This window comes from Rahnella sp. PAMC25617, from assembly GCF_050606005.1.
GTDB lineage: Bacteria > Pseudomonadota > Gammaproteobacteria > Enterobacterales > Enterobacteriaceae > Rahnella > Rahnella variigena.
Genome location: NZ_JBOCUM010000002.1, coordinates 179,263 through 193,815, shown reverse-complemented (window position 1 = coordinate 193,815; position 14,553 = coordinate 179,263). Strand labels below are relative to the sequence as shown.

The window sequence follows — 14,553 nt, the reverse complement described above, 5'->3', positions numbered from 1 at the left end:
GCGCGCAGTAAAAGAGCCGGAGATTCTTAAGAGGCGCGGCGATAGGCGCCTCTTAAGGCCAGTTTGGGTGGCAACCCAAGGTGTTGAACTTGACCCAAGTCGGTGTGGGCCGACGCCCACGGTCTTGCAGTTGAAGTTGAAGTTAAGGTTATTCAACCTCACCCTCAGATCTCCCCTTTCTTCTTCTTGTTCCTGATCACCAGCCAGCTAATCAACGCCATCACACAGCCGATAAAGATAAACCAGATGCCCAGCATCAGTTGGGGTGCCATTTCTCCCGGCGGGGTTTCAGGGCTGCCGACCACTAAACCGTGGAGGGTGGCAACAATGCCGATCACCAGCAGAATCAGGCTGTTGCGAAGTAAACGACGGGCTACGGTCATGGGTTGTCTTGGGGTGGCCATCAGATGCGTCCTTGAGCAATAAAAAAAAGATAAGGGCGCATCATAGCGCCCTTCGTTTTTATGTCAAAACCGTCATTTCACAATCCGTGAAGGTCAATCAGCGACGATTACGTACCAGCTGATAACGACGGGTCAGATATTCCACCGGCGCGCTCCAGATATGCACCAGACGGCAGAACGGGAACAGCAGGAATAAGGTCATCCCCAGCACCAGATGTATGCGGAAGATAAACGCCACGCCGTCCAGATGCGCGGCTGCACCGCCACGGAATGTCACGACCGACTGCGCCCAGCCGACCAGTTTCATCATTTCGCTGCCGTCCATATGCTGTGCAGAGAACGGAATGGTGCTCAGACCCAGCGCACATTGCACCACCAGCAGAATGATGATCATGATGTCACCAAAGCTGGACGTCGCACGCACACGCTCGTTGCTCAGACGACGCCACACCAGCATACCGCCGCCGATGAGGGTCATCACACCACACGCACCACCCGCCCACATCGCCATTTGCTGTTTCACCGGCACCGGCAGGAAGGATTCATACATCCAGTGCGGCGTCAGCATCCCGAAGGCATGACCGGCGATAATGCCGAGAATACCCACGTGGAACAACGGCGAAGCGATGCGCAGCGTTTTCTTCTCCAGCAACTGGCTGGAGCCCGCGCGCCAGCTGTACTGACCGTAGTCATAACGCAGCCAGCTGCCGACCAGAAATACCGTGCCGCACAGGTACGGATAGATATTGAAAAAGAAGTTGTTGAGGAAGTCGGTCATTTGCGTGGTTCCCCCGCAGGCATTTCATCAAGGTTCAGATACTGTGGTGCGACCGCACCGGCAAAGCGTTTCTGGTGCGCGGCTTCTTCACCCGACGCACAACTTTGCTCACCGAGGAACTTGATTTGCTCCTCTTCCCATACCGCATCCAGCGCGGCAGGCGTGTCATCACGGGCTTCCTGTTTAATCCCTTCGCGCACCGCTGCGGTGGCGATATCACTGCCGGACATCGCCAGCAGTAAATCAAACAGTTCGGCGTAATGGCTGTCACGCTCCTGCAAACGGGCACTCAGCAAGGCCAGGATTGGCGCGATATCGCGCAGGCCGTCGCGGGCCTGTTGTTCGTCATGTGTGGTGAGATATTCCAGGTACAGCGGCAGATAATCGGGCAGCTCACGGCTGTCAATTTCCAGCCCGGCTTCGCGATATTGCGCCATCAGATCAACCATCGCCTGACCACGGTCACGGGATTCGCCATGCACGTGCTCAAACAACAGTAACGATGTGGCGCGGCCGCGATCGAACAAACCGGTATACGCCGACTGCGCATCCAGCAGATCCCTTTTACAGAAATCCGTGATGTACAGCGCCAGATCCAGACGCTGCTCAGAGTCCAGTTCAGCAGACTGAGTCACTGCCTCGAGAAGCTCCATCTTGTGTTCCCACAAGTCTTCGGACGGATAATCCAGCAGCAGGCCGATGATGCGTAAACTGTTCATTAGCCCTTCCTTTCTGTTTTCGCGCCGATGTCGATGGCATCAATGCGTTTGCTGTTGAACAGGTTGAATTTGCTGTCGCTGCCGTGACAACCGTCACCGAAGCTGAAACCACAACCCTTGGCTTCCGGGAAGGCTTCACGCGCCTGTTCACGATGGCTGGATGGCACCACGAAACGATCTTCGTAGTTGGCAATCGCCAGATAGCGGTACATCTCTTCCGCCTGCGCCGCAGATAATCCAACCTGCTCCAGCGCGCTGGTATCCGTGATGCCGTCCACCGTTTCAGCACGTTTGAAGTGACGCATCGCCAGCATACGTTTCAGCGCACGCAGCACCGGTGCGGTGTCGCCCGCCGTCAGCAGGTTCGCCAGATATTGCACAGGAATACGCAGACTTTCGACGTCCGGCAGCACGCCGCTGTGCGGTAATGCACCGGCGTCGGCAGCGGACTGGATCGGAGACAGCGGCGGCACGTACCAGACCATCGGCAATGTGCGGTATTCAGGATGCAGCGGCAGTGCCAGCTTCCATTCAATCGCCATTTTATAGACCGGTGACTGGCGCGCAGCGTCCATCACGGAAATCGGAATGCCGTCTTTTTCAGCCTGGGCGATCACTTCAGGATCATTCGGATCGAGGAAGATGCTCATCTGGCTTTCGTAGAGATCTTTATCGTTCTCAACTGACGCGGCTTCGGCAATACGGTCGGCGTCATACAACACCACGCCGAGATAGCGAATACGGCCAACGCAGGTTTCGGAACAGACCGTTGGCTGGCCCGCTTCGATACGCGGATAACAGAAAATACATTTTTCTGACTTGCCGCTTTTCCAGTTGAAGTAGATTTTTTTGTACGGACAGCCGGTCAGGCACATGCGCCAGCCGCGGCATTTGTCCTGGTCAATCAGCACGATGCCGTCTTCGCCGCGCTTATAAATCGCACCGCTCGGACAGGTCGCCACACACGCCGGGTTCAGGCAGTGTTCGCACAGACGCGGCAGGTACGCCATAAAGGTATTTTCGAACTCGCCGTACATTTCTTTCTGCATGTTGGCGAAGTTCTGATCGGCAGAACGTTTGCTGAACTCGGTGCCCAGATCGTCTTCCCAGTTCGGGCCGCCGGTAATTTTCTTCATGCGTTTGCCAGTCAGCAGTGAACGCGGACGGGCTACCGGCTGATGTTTACTGTCTTTCGCGGTGTGCAGATGCTGATAATCAAAATCAAACGGCTCGTAATAATCATCGATTTCCGGCATGTGCGGGTTGGCGAAGATTTTATGCAGCAGGTTGGCTTTGTTGCCCATACGCGGCTGCAGTTTGCCGTTGATTTTGCGGATCCAGCCGCCCTTCCATTTTTCCTGGTTTTCCCAGTCGTGCGGATAACCCAGACCCGGTTTGGTTTCCACGTTATTGAACCACGCGTATTCCATCCCTTCGCGGCTGGTCCAGACGTTTTTACAGGTCACGGAACATGTGTGGCAGCCAATGCATTTGTCGAGATTCAGCACCATGCCGACTTGTGAACGAATTTTCATTTGGCTTTCTCCTGTTGCACGGCGTCCTGCATGTAGTCATTGCCTTCATCGTCTAACCAGTCGATGCGGTTCATTTTGCGCACAATCACGAATTCATCGCGGTTAGAACCGACCGTGCCGTAGTAGTTAAAACCGTATGCCAGCTGCGCGTAGCCGCCGATCATGTGAGTCGGTTTCGGGCAAACGCGGGTAACGGAGTTGTGAATACCGCCGCGCTGCTGGCTGATTTCAGAGCCCGGAATATTCACGATGCGTTCCTGCGCGTGATACATCATGGTCATCCCCGCCGGAACGCGCTGGCTAACCACCGCACGGGCGCTCAGTGAACCGTTGGCGTTGAACGCTTCGATCCAGTCGTTATCTTCGATACCCAGTTTTGTCGCATCGTCTTCACTCAGCCAGACAATCGGGCCGCCGCGACCTAAGGTCAGCATCAGCAGGTTGTCGCTGTAGGTGGAGTGAATGCCCCATTTCTGGTGCGGCGTCAGGAAGTTCAGCGCCATTTCAGGGTTACCGTTCGGCTTCGCATTCAGCAACGGCTGCGCCGCGCGGGTGTCGATTGGCGGGCGGTACACCAGCAGGCTTTCACCGAACGCACGCATCCACGCGTGATCCTGATAAATCTGCTGACGGCCGGACAGCGTGCGCCACGGGATCAGCTCATGCACGTTGGTGTAACAGGCGTTGTAAGAAACGTGTTCATCTTCCAGACCCGACCACGTCGGACTCGAGATGATTTTGCGCGGCTGCGCCTGAATATCGCGGAAGCGGATTTTCTCGTCTTCTTTATTCAGCGCCAGATGCGTATGGTCGCGGCCGGTATTTTCGCTCAGCGCCGCCCAGGCTTTCACTGCCACCTGACCGTTAGTTTCCGGTGCCAGTGTCAGGATGACTTCTGCCGCATCAATCGCGGTGTTAATCATCGGCTGGCCTTTGGCGGTGCCATCCGCTTTGGTGTAATTCAGTTTTTTCAGTAAATCGACTTCGCTGTCGGTATTCCAGCTGATGCCTTTACCGCCGTTACCGAGTTTCTCCAGCAACGGACCGACCGACGTGAAGCGTTCGTAAGTATTCGGATAATCGCGTTCAACGGCCATCAGATGCGGTGCGGTACGCCCCGGGATCAGGTCACATTCCCCTTTTTTCCAGTCTTCCACGCCAAACGGCTGCGCCAGTTCAGCGGCGGAATCATGCTGGATAGGCAACGTCACTACATCGGTTTCCACACCCAGATGGCCGACACAGACGCGGGAGAATTCTTTGGCGATGCCTTTGTAGATTTCCCAGTCGCTTTTTGAATCCCAGGCAGGATCCACAGCCGCTGACAGCGGATGAATAAACGGATGCATATCCGAGGTATTCATGTCGTCTTTTTCATACCAGGTCGCGGTTGGCAGAACGATGTCGGAATACAGACAGGTGCTGGACATACGGAAATCAAGCGTCACCACCAGATCCAGTTTGCCTTCGCCGCCCTGCGCCTGCCATTCGACTTCTTCCGGCATCACACCGCCCTGAATGCCTAAATCATCACCCTGAATACCGTGTTCAGTACCCAGCAGATATTTCAGCATGTACTCGTGGCCTTTACCGGAAGAACCCAGCAGGTTGGAGCGCCAGACGAACAGGTTGCGCGGGAAGTTCTGCGGATTGTCCGGCTGTTCAGCAGCAAAGCGCACGCTGCCTTCTTTCAGCGCTGCCACGGTGAAATCAGCCGGCGATAAACCGGCGGCTTTCGCCTGTTCCGCGATGCGCAGCGGGTTAACGCTCAGCTGTGGCGCAGACGGCAACCAGCCCATACGCTCGGCGCGCACGTTATAGTCGATCATGCTGCCGGTGAATTTGGATTTATCCGCCAGCGGGGACAACAGTTCCTGCGGCGCGACGGTTTCGTAACGCCACTGGCTGGAATGGTTGTAGAAGAACGACGTGCTGTTCATCTGGCGTGGCGGACGCTGCCAGTCGAGGCCAAACGCCAGCGGCTGCCAGCCGGTTTGCGGACGCAGTTTTTCCTGTCCGACATAGTGTGCCCAGCCGCCACCGCTCTGACCGACGCAACCACAGAAGATCAGCATGTTGATCAAACCGCGGTAGTTCATGTCGAGGTGATACCAGTGGTTCATCCCGGCACCGACGATGATCATCGAACGACCGTGGGTTTTGTTGGCGTTATCGGCAAATTCGTGGGCGATGCGCTCAATGTTCTGCTGAGAAACACCGGTAATTTTCTCGGCCCAGGCTGGCGTATAGGCTTTGATTTCGTCATAGCTTTGCGCGCAGTTTTCATCGTTCAGACCGCGCTCAATGCCATAGTTCGCCAGCGTCAGGTCGTACACGCTGGCGACCAGACCGGTGCTGCCATCCGCCAGTTGCAGGCGTTTGACCGGCAGTTTGTGCATCAGGATTTCATCCAGCGCGACGCTGTTGAAATGCTCGCTGACCGCGCCGCCGAAGTACGGATAACCCACGCTGACCACTTCGTCGTGATCGCCGAGCAGGCTCAGCTTCAGGCTAACGTCTTTATGTTCTTTCCCTTCGCGGGATTCCAGATTCCACTGGCCTTTTTCACCCCAGCGGTAACCGATAGAACCTAACGGTGAAACCAGCTCGCCGGTGTTTTCGTCAAAGGCGATGGTTTTCCACTGCGGGTTATTTTCCTGACCGAGATTGTCCACCAGATCAGACGCACGCAGCATACGGCCTGCGGCATAGGAACCGTCTTCGCGCGGTTCGAGCATCACCAGCATCGGCATGTCGGTATAGCGACGCACGTAATCAGTGAAGTACTGGCTTGGATTATCGATATGGAAAGATTTGAGGATCACGTGGCCCATTGCCAGCGCCAGCGCGCTGTCGGTGCCTTGTTTCGGTGCCAGCCACTGGTCGCAAATCTTAGCGATTTCGGCGTAATCCGGCGTAATGGCGACTGTTTTGGTGCCTTTGTAACGCACTTCGGTAAAGAAGTGAGCATCCGGCGTACGGGTCTGCGGAACGTTAGAGCCCCAGGCGATAATATATGAAGAGTTGTACCAGTCAGCCGATTCCGGCACGTCGGTCTGCTCGCCCCAGGTTTGCGGAGAAGCCGGTGGCAAATCGCAATACCAGTCGTAGAAGCTCAGACACACGCCGCCGATCAGCGACAGATAACGAGCGCCGGATGCGTAAGACACCATCGACATCGCCGGGATTGGCGAGAAACCGATAATGCGGTCCGGACCGAAAGTCTTGGCGGTATAAACGTTGGACGCGGCAATCAGCTCATTCACTTCCTGCCAGCTTGAACGCACAAAACCACCGCGACCGCGTGCGGCTTTATATTCTTTGGCCTTTTCCGGCTGATTAATGATCGAGCCCCAGGCTTCTACCGGATCGCTGTGTTTTAGCTTGGCTTCACGCCATAACTGGATCAGCTTTTTGCGCATCAGGGGATATTTCAGACGGTTTGCGCTGTAGAGATACCAGGAATAGCTGGCACCACGCGGGCAGCCACGCGGTTCGTGGTTCGGCAGATCCGGACGGGTGCGCGGATAATCGGTCTGCTGGGTTTCCCAGGTGACCAGACCGTTTTTAACGTAAATCTTCCAGCTGCATGAACCGGTGCAGTTCACACCGTGTGTGGATCGCACCACTTTGTCGTGCTGCCAGCGGCTGCGGTAGCCGTCTTCCCAGTCACGATTGGTATCCAGCGTCTGGCCGTGGCCGTCAGCGAAAGGTTCAGCTAGCTGTTTGAAATAGCGAAACCGGTCAAGAAACTTGCTCATCCGGAACTCTCCTGTGCAAAGGCTTATTTGCGCTTTGTCATTATGTGAATGGCGGGGAATACAACTTCATTGCTCAATTTGGCCTCAGGGTATTCATCCCACACGCGCGTCTACTTGATTGCGATCAAGGCCGCTCCGTCGTGTATTTTTTTACATAACGATAAATACCCCCAAAGAGGTATTAGCGAGGGGATTTCTATCTTATTGATTTACAATATTTAATTTTAAAAAGGGTAAGGCATCTAACGCAGGAAGAAAGGATATGGAAAATGAGGGGTATTTCAGAAAGCAGCCGGTTTTCTTTGAGAAAACCGGCTGTAAGTCAGAGGAAATCTTTGGCTTTATTCAGCAGTGAAGCTTTAGTGATCACGCCCAGTAACCGCCGCGATTCGGCATCTTCCAGCACCGGAAGACGTTCCAGCGGCGAGTTGCTGAACATCGCCCATGCCTGCTCGTAGCTGGCTTGCTGGAAAATCGTGGTGAACTCCTGCTCGATAAACGAGTCCATCGGGCTGTCGGATTTCACGCTGCCATCGATAAGACCGGCGGCCACCACGTTAGTCGGCACCACGCCGAGAAAACGCTCTTCCCGATCCACCACATACACATAGCGCGTGCGCTGTTTCAGCCCTTCGCTGACCACTTCAGACAGCGAGGCATCAACGTACATTTTCGAACACGGTGAAATCAGCGAGGCCACCGTGCTGTATTCAAAGGCATTTTTCGCCGCAAACCGCGCATTATGCCGTGCCAGCACCGGATAGGTTCCGCCGACTTTAAGGCGGGAAGCCACCACATAAGAGATCGCCGTCGCCAGCATCAGCGGGAACAGCAGCGAACTGTTGAGGGTCATTTCGAACGCCATCATGATTGACATCAGCGGTGCGTGACTGGTCGCTGCCAGCAGCGCACTCATGCCAATGGCGGCGTAAAGTCCGACCGGACCGGGATCAAATCCCAGCCATTGCAGGAAAGTACAGACCAGCGCCCCGCCCGCTGCACCAATCAGTAACGATGGCGTAAATAATCCGCCCACCGCACCGGAACCGATGGTGATCGCCGTCGCGACAATTTTCAGGATCAGCAGCACCAGCAACGACGTCTGTAAGTCGCCATTGTTAAGAATTAAATCGATGACTTCAAAACCGTTACCGAGCACCAGCGGCGAAATCATCGCCACCAGCCCGACACCCAGTCCCCCCAGCCCGAGACGCAGCGCGGGATGAGAAATGGGTTTCATCCACTGACGGACTTTATCGATAGACGAAATGAATAATGGCCCGAGGATCCCCGTCGCCACGCCGATAATCAGCACGGTTAAAATCGCGCCGGGAGACGGGCTGAAAGAGACCGAGGAATAAAGATAAAGCGGCGCATAATCCGTCAGGGAACGCACGGTAAGCACTGCGACCGAGGCCGAAATGAACAGCGGGATCAGCCGCTGCACGGCGGTCACGCCGAAGGCGATTTCTGCCACAAACAGCGCACCGGCAAACGGGGCGTGATACACCGCCGCCAGCCCGCCAGCCGCGGCCATCGCGATAACATCCGACTGATGGACGCCTTTAAACCGTGAAAAGCGCCCGAGCAGACTGCCGCTCAATGCCGAAAGCTGCACCATCGCCCCTTCCCGACCAATTGAACCGCCGCTGGCAATACTGGCCAGTGACGACAACCCGCGCAATACGGTGCTGACTACCGGAATGCCCGGCAAACGCTGATCAATCACATCCAGATAATCGGGCATCTTGCCGTGTTTGTTTTCGTAACGCAGCGCCAGGATCAGGATGAAACCGGCAATCACGCCACCGGCGGTGGTGATCAGCGGCCAGATGAGTTTCGGGTATTCGTTGAAAGCTTTGGTGATGTCACTGCCGTCCGTGAACATCAGGCCGTTGACACCTGAAATGGCACCGCGAAATGCAATCGTCACCAGCGCGGCGACAATCCCGGCAGGAATGGCAATCAGCAGGTTTATCAGATCGCTCTTTTGCAGGTATTCAGGATTTAGGGCTTTCAGCGTCATAAGATCTCATCGTGAGAACAAGGGGAACGAATAACTCTTTTAGGTTTGCCGTACTCCTCCCCTTCGCAGGGGAAGGAGCAGACCAGGCTTTTTAGTGAGCCAAAAACTTCTCGAGGAACTGTTTTGTGCGGGCGTGTTGCGGATTAGAGAACAGCTCTTTCGCGGGCCCCTGCTCCACGATCCGGCCCTGATCCATAAAGATCGCCCGGTCCGCGACATCGCGGGCAAAGCTCATTTCATGCGTCACGATCACCATGGTTCGGTGCTCAAGCGCCAGCGCGCGGATGGTGTTCAGCACTTCGCCGACCAGCTCCGGATCCAGCGCTGAGGTCGGTTCATCGAACAAAATCACTTCCGGGTTCATCGCCAGTGCGCGGGCAATAGCCACACGCTGCTGCTGACCGCCGGAAAGGCGTCGCGGATAGGCGTTTTCTTTGCCATTTAATCCGACCTTTTCCAGCAACTGACGCGCGGTCGCGATGGCCTTTTCTTTCGGCTCGCCCTTCACAATCACCGGCCCTTCAATGATGTTTTCCAGCACAGAGCGGTGCGGGAACAGATTAAAGTTCTGGAAGACAAAACCGACCTGTTTGCGCAGTTCGCGCACTTTATCTTTTTGCTTGCTGATCGGCTTACTGGCATCAATTTCGATATTGCCGACTTTGATGGTGCCGCCATCCGGCTCTTCCAGCAGATTAATACTGCGCAGTAACGTGGTTTTACCGGAACCGCTCGGCCCGATAATCGCCACGACTTCTCCGGCGTTCACCTGCAAATCAATACCGTGTAACACCGTCTGCTTGTTGAACTTTTTAGTCAGTTGCTTTACGTCGATAGTACTCATGAAGGCTCCTGATCCTGACGGTTAACGCGGTCTTCCAGACGGTTTTGCAGGAAGGATAAAACGGTCGCCAGCACCCAGTAGATAACGGAGGCGGCCAGATACATGGTGAACACTTCCAGCGTGCGCGAGGTAACCAGCTGCGCCTGACGGAACAGTTCCGGCACCTGAATGGTGGCGGCCAGCGAAGTATCTTTCACCAGACCGATAAAGCTGTTACCGAGCGGCGGAAGCGCCGTGCGCGCGGCCTGCGGTAAAATCACGCGGCGCAGCGTCTGCCACGGACTCATACCAATACTTGCCGCCGCTTCCCACTGCCCTTTTTCAATCGACGAAATCGCCGCACGCAGGGTTTCCGAGGTGTAAGCCGCGGTGTTTAAAGACAGGCCAATCATCGCCGCCGGAATAGGATCCAGCTCGATACCGAACTGCGGCAGGCCGTAATAAATCATGAACAGCTGAGCAATCAGCGGCGTGCCACGGAATACGGACACGTAAAAACGCGATATCCACGACAGCGGCCAGAAATGCGAAAGGCGCATCAGCGCCAGGATGAAGCCCAGAATCAACCCGAAGACCATTCCGCCCAGACTGAGCTGAAGGGTAAACAGGGTACCTTTCAATAAAAATGGTGCTGAATCCAGCACCAGTTGAATACTTTCTTGCATCTAAGACCTTTAGATTTTCTGGATCTTTGAGATATTCACATATGCTCTAAATAAATGAACTTGCATCAAGGCAGCAAGTGCGCGAGTCCCGATGAGCTTACACAGGTAAGTGATTCGGGCGAGCAAGCGCAGCTAACGCCGGGGCAAGTTCAGTTATGACGAGCATTATTTTGTGACGTCAGCACCAAACCACTTTTCAGAGATCTTCGCGAGTGAACCGTCTTTCTGCATTTCAGCAATCGCCGTGTTGATCGCCGCCAGCAGTTCAGGGTTGTCCTTACGGATTGCTACGCCGGATTCCTGACGGGAGAACGGTGCGCCTGCAACAGCCAGGGTATCACCGGTTTTCTTCACCAGATCCAGTGCCGCCAGACGGTCAACCAGAATCGCATTGATACGGCCTACGCGCAGATCCTGATATTTAGTCGGGTCATCATCATAAGTACGGACATCAACACCCGGCACGTTTGCACGCAGCCATTGTTCGTAGTTAGTACCCAGACCCACGCCGACTTTTTTGCCTTTCAGATCTTCAGGTTTGGTAATCGAGCTTTCTGCGCCCTTCTTCACCAGCGCCTGAATACCGGACACGGTGTATGGCGTAGAGAAATCGTATTTTTTCTGGCGCTCAGGAGAAATGGTCACCTGGTTGATAACCACATCAATACGCTTGGATTCCAGTGAAGCCAGCATACCGTCCCACTTGGTCGGTTGCAGTTTAGCTTTCACGCCCATGTGCTGTGCCAGCGCATCAGCGAAATCCACTTCAAAACCGGTCAGTTTGCCGTCTTCACCCTGGAAACTGAACGGAGGATAGGTGCCTTCAAGACCGACGATCAATGTGCCGCGATCTTTGACTTTCTTCAGTAAACCTTCATCCGCAAAGCTGTTGCTGATAAGCCCGGTGGATAATGTCACGGCCACTGCCCCGAGGACTAAACGACGACGTAACGCTGAAAAACCCATATTCACCTCAATTATTGTTCATTATAAAAAGTTATATGCCTTACTGATTTGCGCACAGTAGCACCGGTCGCATCAGTTATCAGGAATATAATTCTATAATCTTAGCTCAAAAAAGCATAAGCGCATTTTAGGCGATCAAACTTGCGGATGATACGCAAACAGTGCCGGTGCGCCACCCGTGTGAATGAACAGGATCGGGCCTTCATCCGGGAACAAACCACGCTCGATGCCGTCGAGCAATCCGGCCATCGCTTTGCCGGTATACACCGGATCCAGCAGCATGGCTTCCTGCTCTGCCAGCAATTTAACGGCCGCCATACCGGCTTCGTTCGGCTCACCGTAGCGCGGAGCAAAATACTCATCCCACAAAATAACCGGCGGCGCGTTGTCATCAAACTGAAGCGATGTTGCCACTTCACGGGCAATGGCTTCCACTTTCGGACGCTGATCCTGCGCACTGCGTGACACTGTCACGCCAATCAGTTGCGTGTCAGGCATTAAATGATGTAATGCCACCGCCAGCCCGGCGTGCGTTCCCGCACTGCCGGAAGCCACCACGACGGCGCTGAAATCAACAAAATTAGCCGAAGACTGCTCGGCGATTTCCAGCGCGCACTGCACATAACCCAGCGCACCGAGCGCATTTGAGCCGCCGACCGGCACAACGTACGGACGGAACCCTTGCGCTTCCAGACGTTCTGCCTGTTCTGCCAGCTGCGCCATCGGGTCATGCAGCGCGTCGCACATCACCACTTCCACATTAAATAAATCCAGCAGAAGACGGTTACCGTTAGTCAGATAATTGGCTTCGGTGGTGCCGATTGGGTTTTCCAGCAGCGCCACGCATTTCAGACCCAGTTTGGCCGCCACGGCTGCCGTCTGACGCACATGGTTAGACTGAATAGCCCCGGCGGTCACCAGCGTATCCGCGCCTTCTGCCAGCGCGGCTGCCGCCAGATATTCCAGCTTACGCAGCTTGTTGCCACCCAGAGCCAGCGGGGTGATGTCGTCGCGCTTAATGTAAATGTCGCGTCCGGTGAATTCCGAGAGACGATGAAGTTTCTCCAGCGGCGTCGGGCTGCTTAAGAGTTCGAGACGGTCAAAGGCTTCCAGCCGGGTTTTAAGCAAAGAAATTTTAGCAGGCACAATGTTCCCCTGACGCACAGACGTGTCGCCGTGCGAAGTCGTTATAGTCGAAGTTGGGTAGAGTCTGGAGAATGGTAATAAAGTCAGTATATGAAGAATTTATACTTTGCGCAGAGCGGGATGCAAGACAAAAAAACAGGCCCCCGCAGGAGCCTGTTTGTGTGTTGCGTTAAGCAGATTTCTGCCAGGCCAGATACTGGTCGTATTTGCGCAGGGCAATACGGTAGTTATCGTGTCCCGCCACCGGCAAATCACTGATGATCCGCTGGTGGATACTGTCCCCGGAAAGTTTATCCAGAGGATAGTTATTGGCAGAGAGGATTTCATCCAGACGGCGGAGGCGGACAACGTACTCGCGCACCGTGCTGTGATTCATCTCAGTCTGTTCGAACAGATATTGCTTAAACGCCATAATGTCGAAATAAGACGAATGGCTGTTACAGCTTATCTCACTGCAAAAACGACACAGTGCGGTCAGTTCCTGCGACAGGTTGTGCCACACGTCATCATCAATAGGCTGGTCCATCTTGGCGATGGCCTCTTTATTGATGATTTGCCCGCGAAACACCAAGGCCATCCTGTCGAGTTCTTTTGCACACTGTGAGCAGTGAGTCTGACTGTGTTTAAAATCTTTAAGATAACGGCTTAAAGGCCTTGTTTTGATTCCCGCTGGCATAAATTTATTCCTGATAAGGGATATAAAATGTATAACCGGCCAGGAAAAAGCGGATCAGTGGTCGTTTGCCAGACGTGTGCGCAAGCGCTTAATCGCCTGACTGTGGAGCTGGCTTACCCGGGATTCCCCGACATCCAGCACCGCCCCGATCTCTTTTAAATTCAACTCTTCCTGGTAGTAAAGCGTAAGTACCATCTTTTCCCGTTCTGGTAACGCATCGATAGCTTCCATCACCCGGTGGCGCAAATTGCCCTCCAACAGATGATGTAACGGGTTGGCCTCTTCGTGCCCTTCCATCAATGCCTCGGCAGTATCGCCGTGCTCTTCACGCCACTCGTCATATGAAAACAACTGGCTGCTGTTCGTGTCCATTAATATTTGCCGGTATTCCTCAATGGGAATATCCAGCGTCTGCGCCACCTCTCCTTCACTCGGTGGTCGCCCTAATTTTTGTTCTGCGCTATGCATCGCCTGAGACACTTCGCGCGCGTTACGTCTGACGCTGCGTGGTACCCAGTCGCGGCTGCGCAACTCATCAAGCATTGCACCGCGGATACGCTGGACGGCATACGTAGTAAACGCCGTTCCCTGCATCGCATCAAAACGCTCAACCGCATTTAACAGGCCGATCCCTCCCGCTTGCAGTAGATCATCAAGCTCTACGCTGGCGGGAAGCCGCACCTGCAAACGCAGGGCTTCATGGCGCACGAGCGGAACATAGCGCTGCCACAAAGAATTTTTGTCTATCACGCCGTCGGCGGTATACAGATCGCTCACTGTCGTAACCTGGCAAATTGAGGGTCAGTATCATTGTGCCAGTGCTCTTTGCTGTTCAATCGGCTGAATAAGGCCAGAAAAGCGCGGTTATTTTGATTATGTCTCGCACATTCTGTTTTTGACTGCCCATCACGACGCGCGAACGATGGTATAAAAAACCATCACAACATAAAGATTATCCTAAATTATACCAGCGAATGGTTTTCATTTAACCCACTGAATCGTAAATTTTGGTTAAAAAAAACCCCGCCGAAGC

Annotated in this window: 12 protein-coding genes; all 12 read right to left on the bottom strand. The window is 54.4% G+C overall.

Annotated elements, in window-relative coordinates; genetic code table 11:
* Positions 1-164 precede the first annotated feature (164 nt).
* Positions 165-404: a hypothetical protein gene (locus ACM615_RS01750; protein ID WP_129639897.1), complete on the bottom strand. Its 240-nt coding sequence runs from the start codon at positions 402-404 to the stop codon at positions 165-167.
* Between the two features lie 97 nt (positions 405-501).
* A complete protein-coding gene (gene narI, locus ACM615_RS01745) occupies positions 502-1,182 on the bottom strand; it encodes a respiratory nitrate reductase subunit gamma (protein ID WP_431011336.1) in 681 nt (226 codons plus the stop codon).
* Positions 1,179-1,901, bottom strand: coding sequence for a nitrate reductase molybdenum cofactor assembly chaperone (narJ, locus tag ACM615_RS01740; RefSeq protein WP_431011335.1), 723 nt, complete (start codon positions 1,899-1,901; stop codon positions 1,179-1,181). The genes narI and narJ overlap by 4 nt, the downstream gene beginning before the upstream one ends.
* Positions 1,901-3,436: a nitrate reductase subunit beta gene (gene narH / locus ACM615_RS01735; protein ID WP_120163019.1), complete on the bottom strand. Its 1,536-nt coding sequence runs from the start codon at positions 3,434-3,436 to the stop codon at positions 1,901-1,903. The genes narJ and narH overlap by 1 nt, the downstream gene beginning before the upstream one ends.
* Positions 3,433-7,197, bottom strand: coding sequence for a nitrate reductase subunit alpha (locus ACM615_RS01730; RefSeq protein WP_431011334.1), 3,765 nt, complete (start codon positions 7,195-7,197; stop codon positions 3,433-3,435). Before ACM615_RS01730 ends, narH begins: the two co-directional genes overlap by 4 nt.
* A gap of 322 nt (positions 7,198-7,519) precedes the next feature.
* The gene (locus ACM615_RS01725; protein WP_431011333.1) at positions 7,520-9,223 is read right to left on the bottom strand and encodes a chloride channel protein; all 1,704 of its coding nucleotides are present in this window, start codon (positions 9,221-9,223) and stop codon (positions 7,520-7,522) included.
* A gap of 91 nt (positions 9,224-9,314) precedes the next feature.
* Complete coding sequence (tcyN, locus tag ACM615_RS01720; protein WP_120163022.1) at positions 9,315-10,067, bottom strand: L-cystine ABC transporter ATP-binding protein TcyN; 753 nt, start codon at positions 10,065-10,067, stop codon at positions 9,315-9,317.
* Positions 10,064-10,732, bottom strand: coding sequence for a cystine ABC transporter permease (gene tcyL, locus ACM615_RS01715; RefSeq protein ID WP_112291747.1), 669 nt, complete (start codon positions 10,730-10,732; stop codon positions 10,064-10,066). The genes tcyN and tcyL overlap by 4 nt, the downstream gene beginning before the upstream one ends.
* Before the next feature lie 165 nt (positions 10,733-10,897).
* Positions 10,898-11,698, bottom strand: a complete 801-nt coding sequence (tcyJ, locus tag ACM615_RS01710; protein ID WP_120163023.1) for a cystine ABC transporter substrate-binding protein — start codon at positions 11,696-11,698, stop codon at positions 10,898-10,900.
* Between the two features lie 135 nt (positions 11,699-11,833).
* Positions 11,834-12,826 carry a D-cysteine desulfhydrase gene (locus ACM615_RS01705; RefSeq protein WP_374756882.1) on the bottom strand — a complete coding sequence of 331 codons (993 nt, stop codon included), beginning with the start codon at positions 12,824-12,826 and terminating at the stop codon, positions 11,834-11,836.
* Between the two features lie 187 nt (positions 12,827-13,013).
* Positions 13,014-13,520 (bottom strand): flagella biosynthesis regulatory protein FliZ, encoded by a 507-nt coding sequence (gene fliZ / locus ACM615_RS01700; protein WP_095922218.1) that lies wholly within the window; start codon positions 13,518-13,520, stop codon positions 13,014-13,016.
* Positions 13,521-13,574: 54 nt separating this feature from the next.
* Positions 13,575-14,297 (bottom strand): RNA polymerase sigma factor FliA, encoded by a 723-nt coding sequence (locus ACM615_RS01695; RefSeq protein ID WP_112291754.1) that lies wholly within the window; start codon positions 14,295-14,297, stop codon positions 13,575-13,577.
* Positions 14,298-14,553 lie beyond the last annotated feature (256 nt).

Excerpts from the sequence above, each read along its gene's own strand:
- ACM615_RS01750 (WP_129639897.1), bottom strand. The coding sequence starts at position 404 with ATGGCCACCCCAAGACAACCCATGACCGTAGCCCGTCGTTTACTTCGC.
- narI (WP_431011336.1), bottom strand. The coding sequence starts at position 1,182 with ATGACCGACTTCCTCAACAACTTCTTTTTCAATATCTATCCGTACCTG.
- narJ (WP_431011335.1), bottom strand. The coding sequence starts at position 1,901 with ATGAACAGTTTACGCATCATCGGCCTGCTGCTGGATTATCCGTCCGAA.
- narH (WP_120163019.1), bottom strand. The coding sequence starts at position 3,436 with ATGAAAATTCGTTCACAAGTCGGCATGGTGCTGAATCTCGACAAATGC.
- ACM615_RS01730 (WP_431011334.1), bottom strand. The coding sequence starts at position 7,197 with ATGAGCAAGTTTCTTGACCGGTTTCGCTATTTCAAACAGCTAGCTGAA.
- ACM615_RS01725 (WP_431011333.1), bottom strand. The coding sequence starts at position 9,223 with ATGACGCTGAAAGCCCTAAATCCTGAATACCTGCAAAAGAGCGATCTG.
- tcyN (WP_120163022.1), bottom strand. The coding sequence starts at position 10,067 with ATGAGTACTATCGACGTAAAGCAACTGACTAAAAAGTTCAACAAGCAG.
- tcyL (WP_112291747.1), bottom strand. The coding sequence starts at position 10,732 with ATGCAAGAAAGTATTCAACTGGTGCTGGATTCAGCACCATTTTTATTG.
- tcyJ (WP_120163023.1), bottom strand. The coding sequence starts at position 11,698 with ATGGGTTTTTCAGCGTTACGTCGTCGTTTAGTCCTCGGGGCAGTGGCC.
- fliZ (WP_095922218.1), bottom strand. The coding sequence starts at position 13,520 with ATGCCAGCGGGAATCAAAACAAGGCCTTTAAGCCGTTATCTTAAAGAT.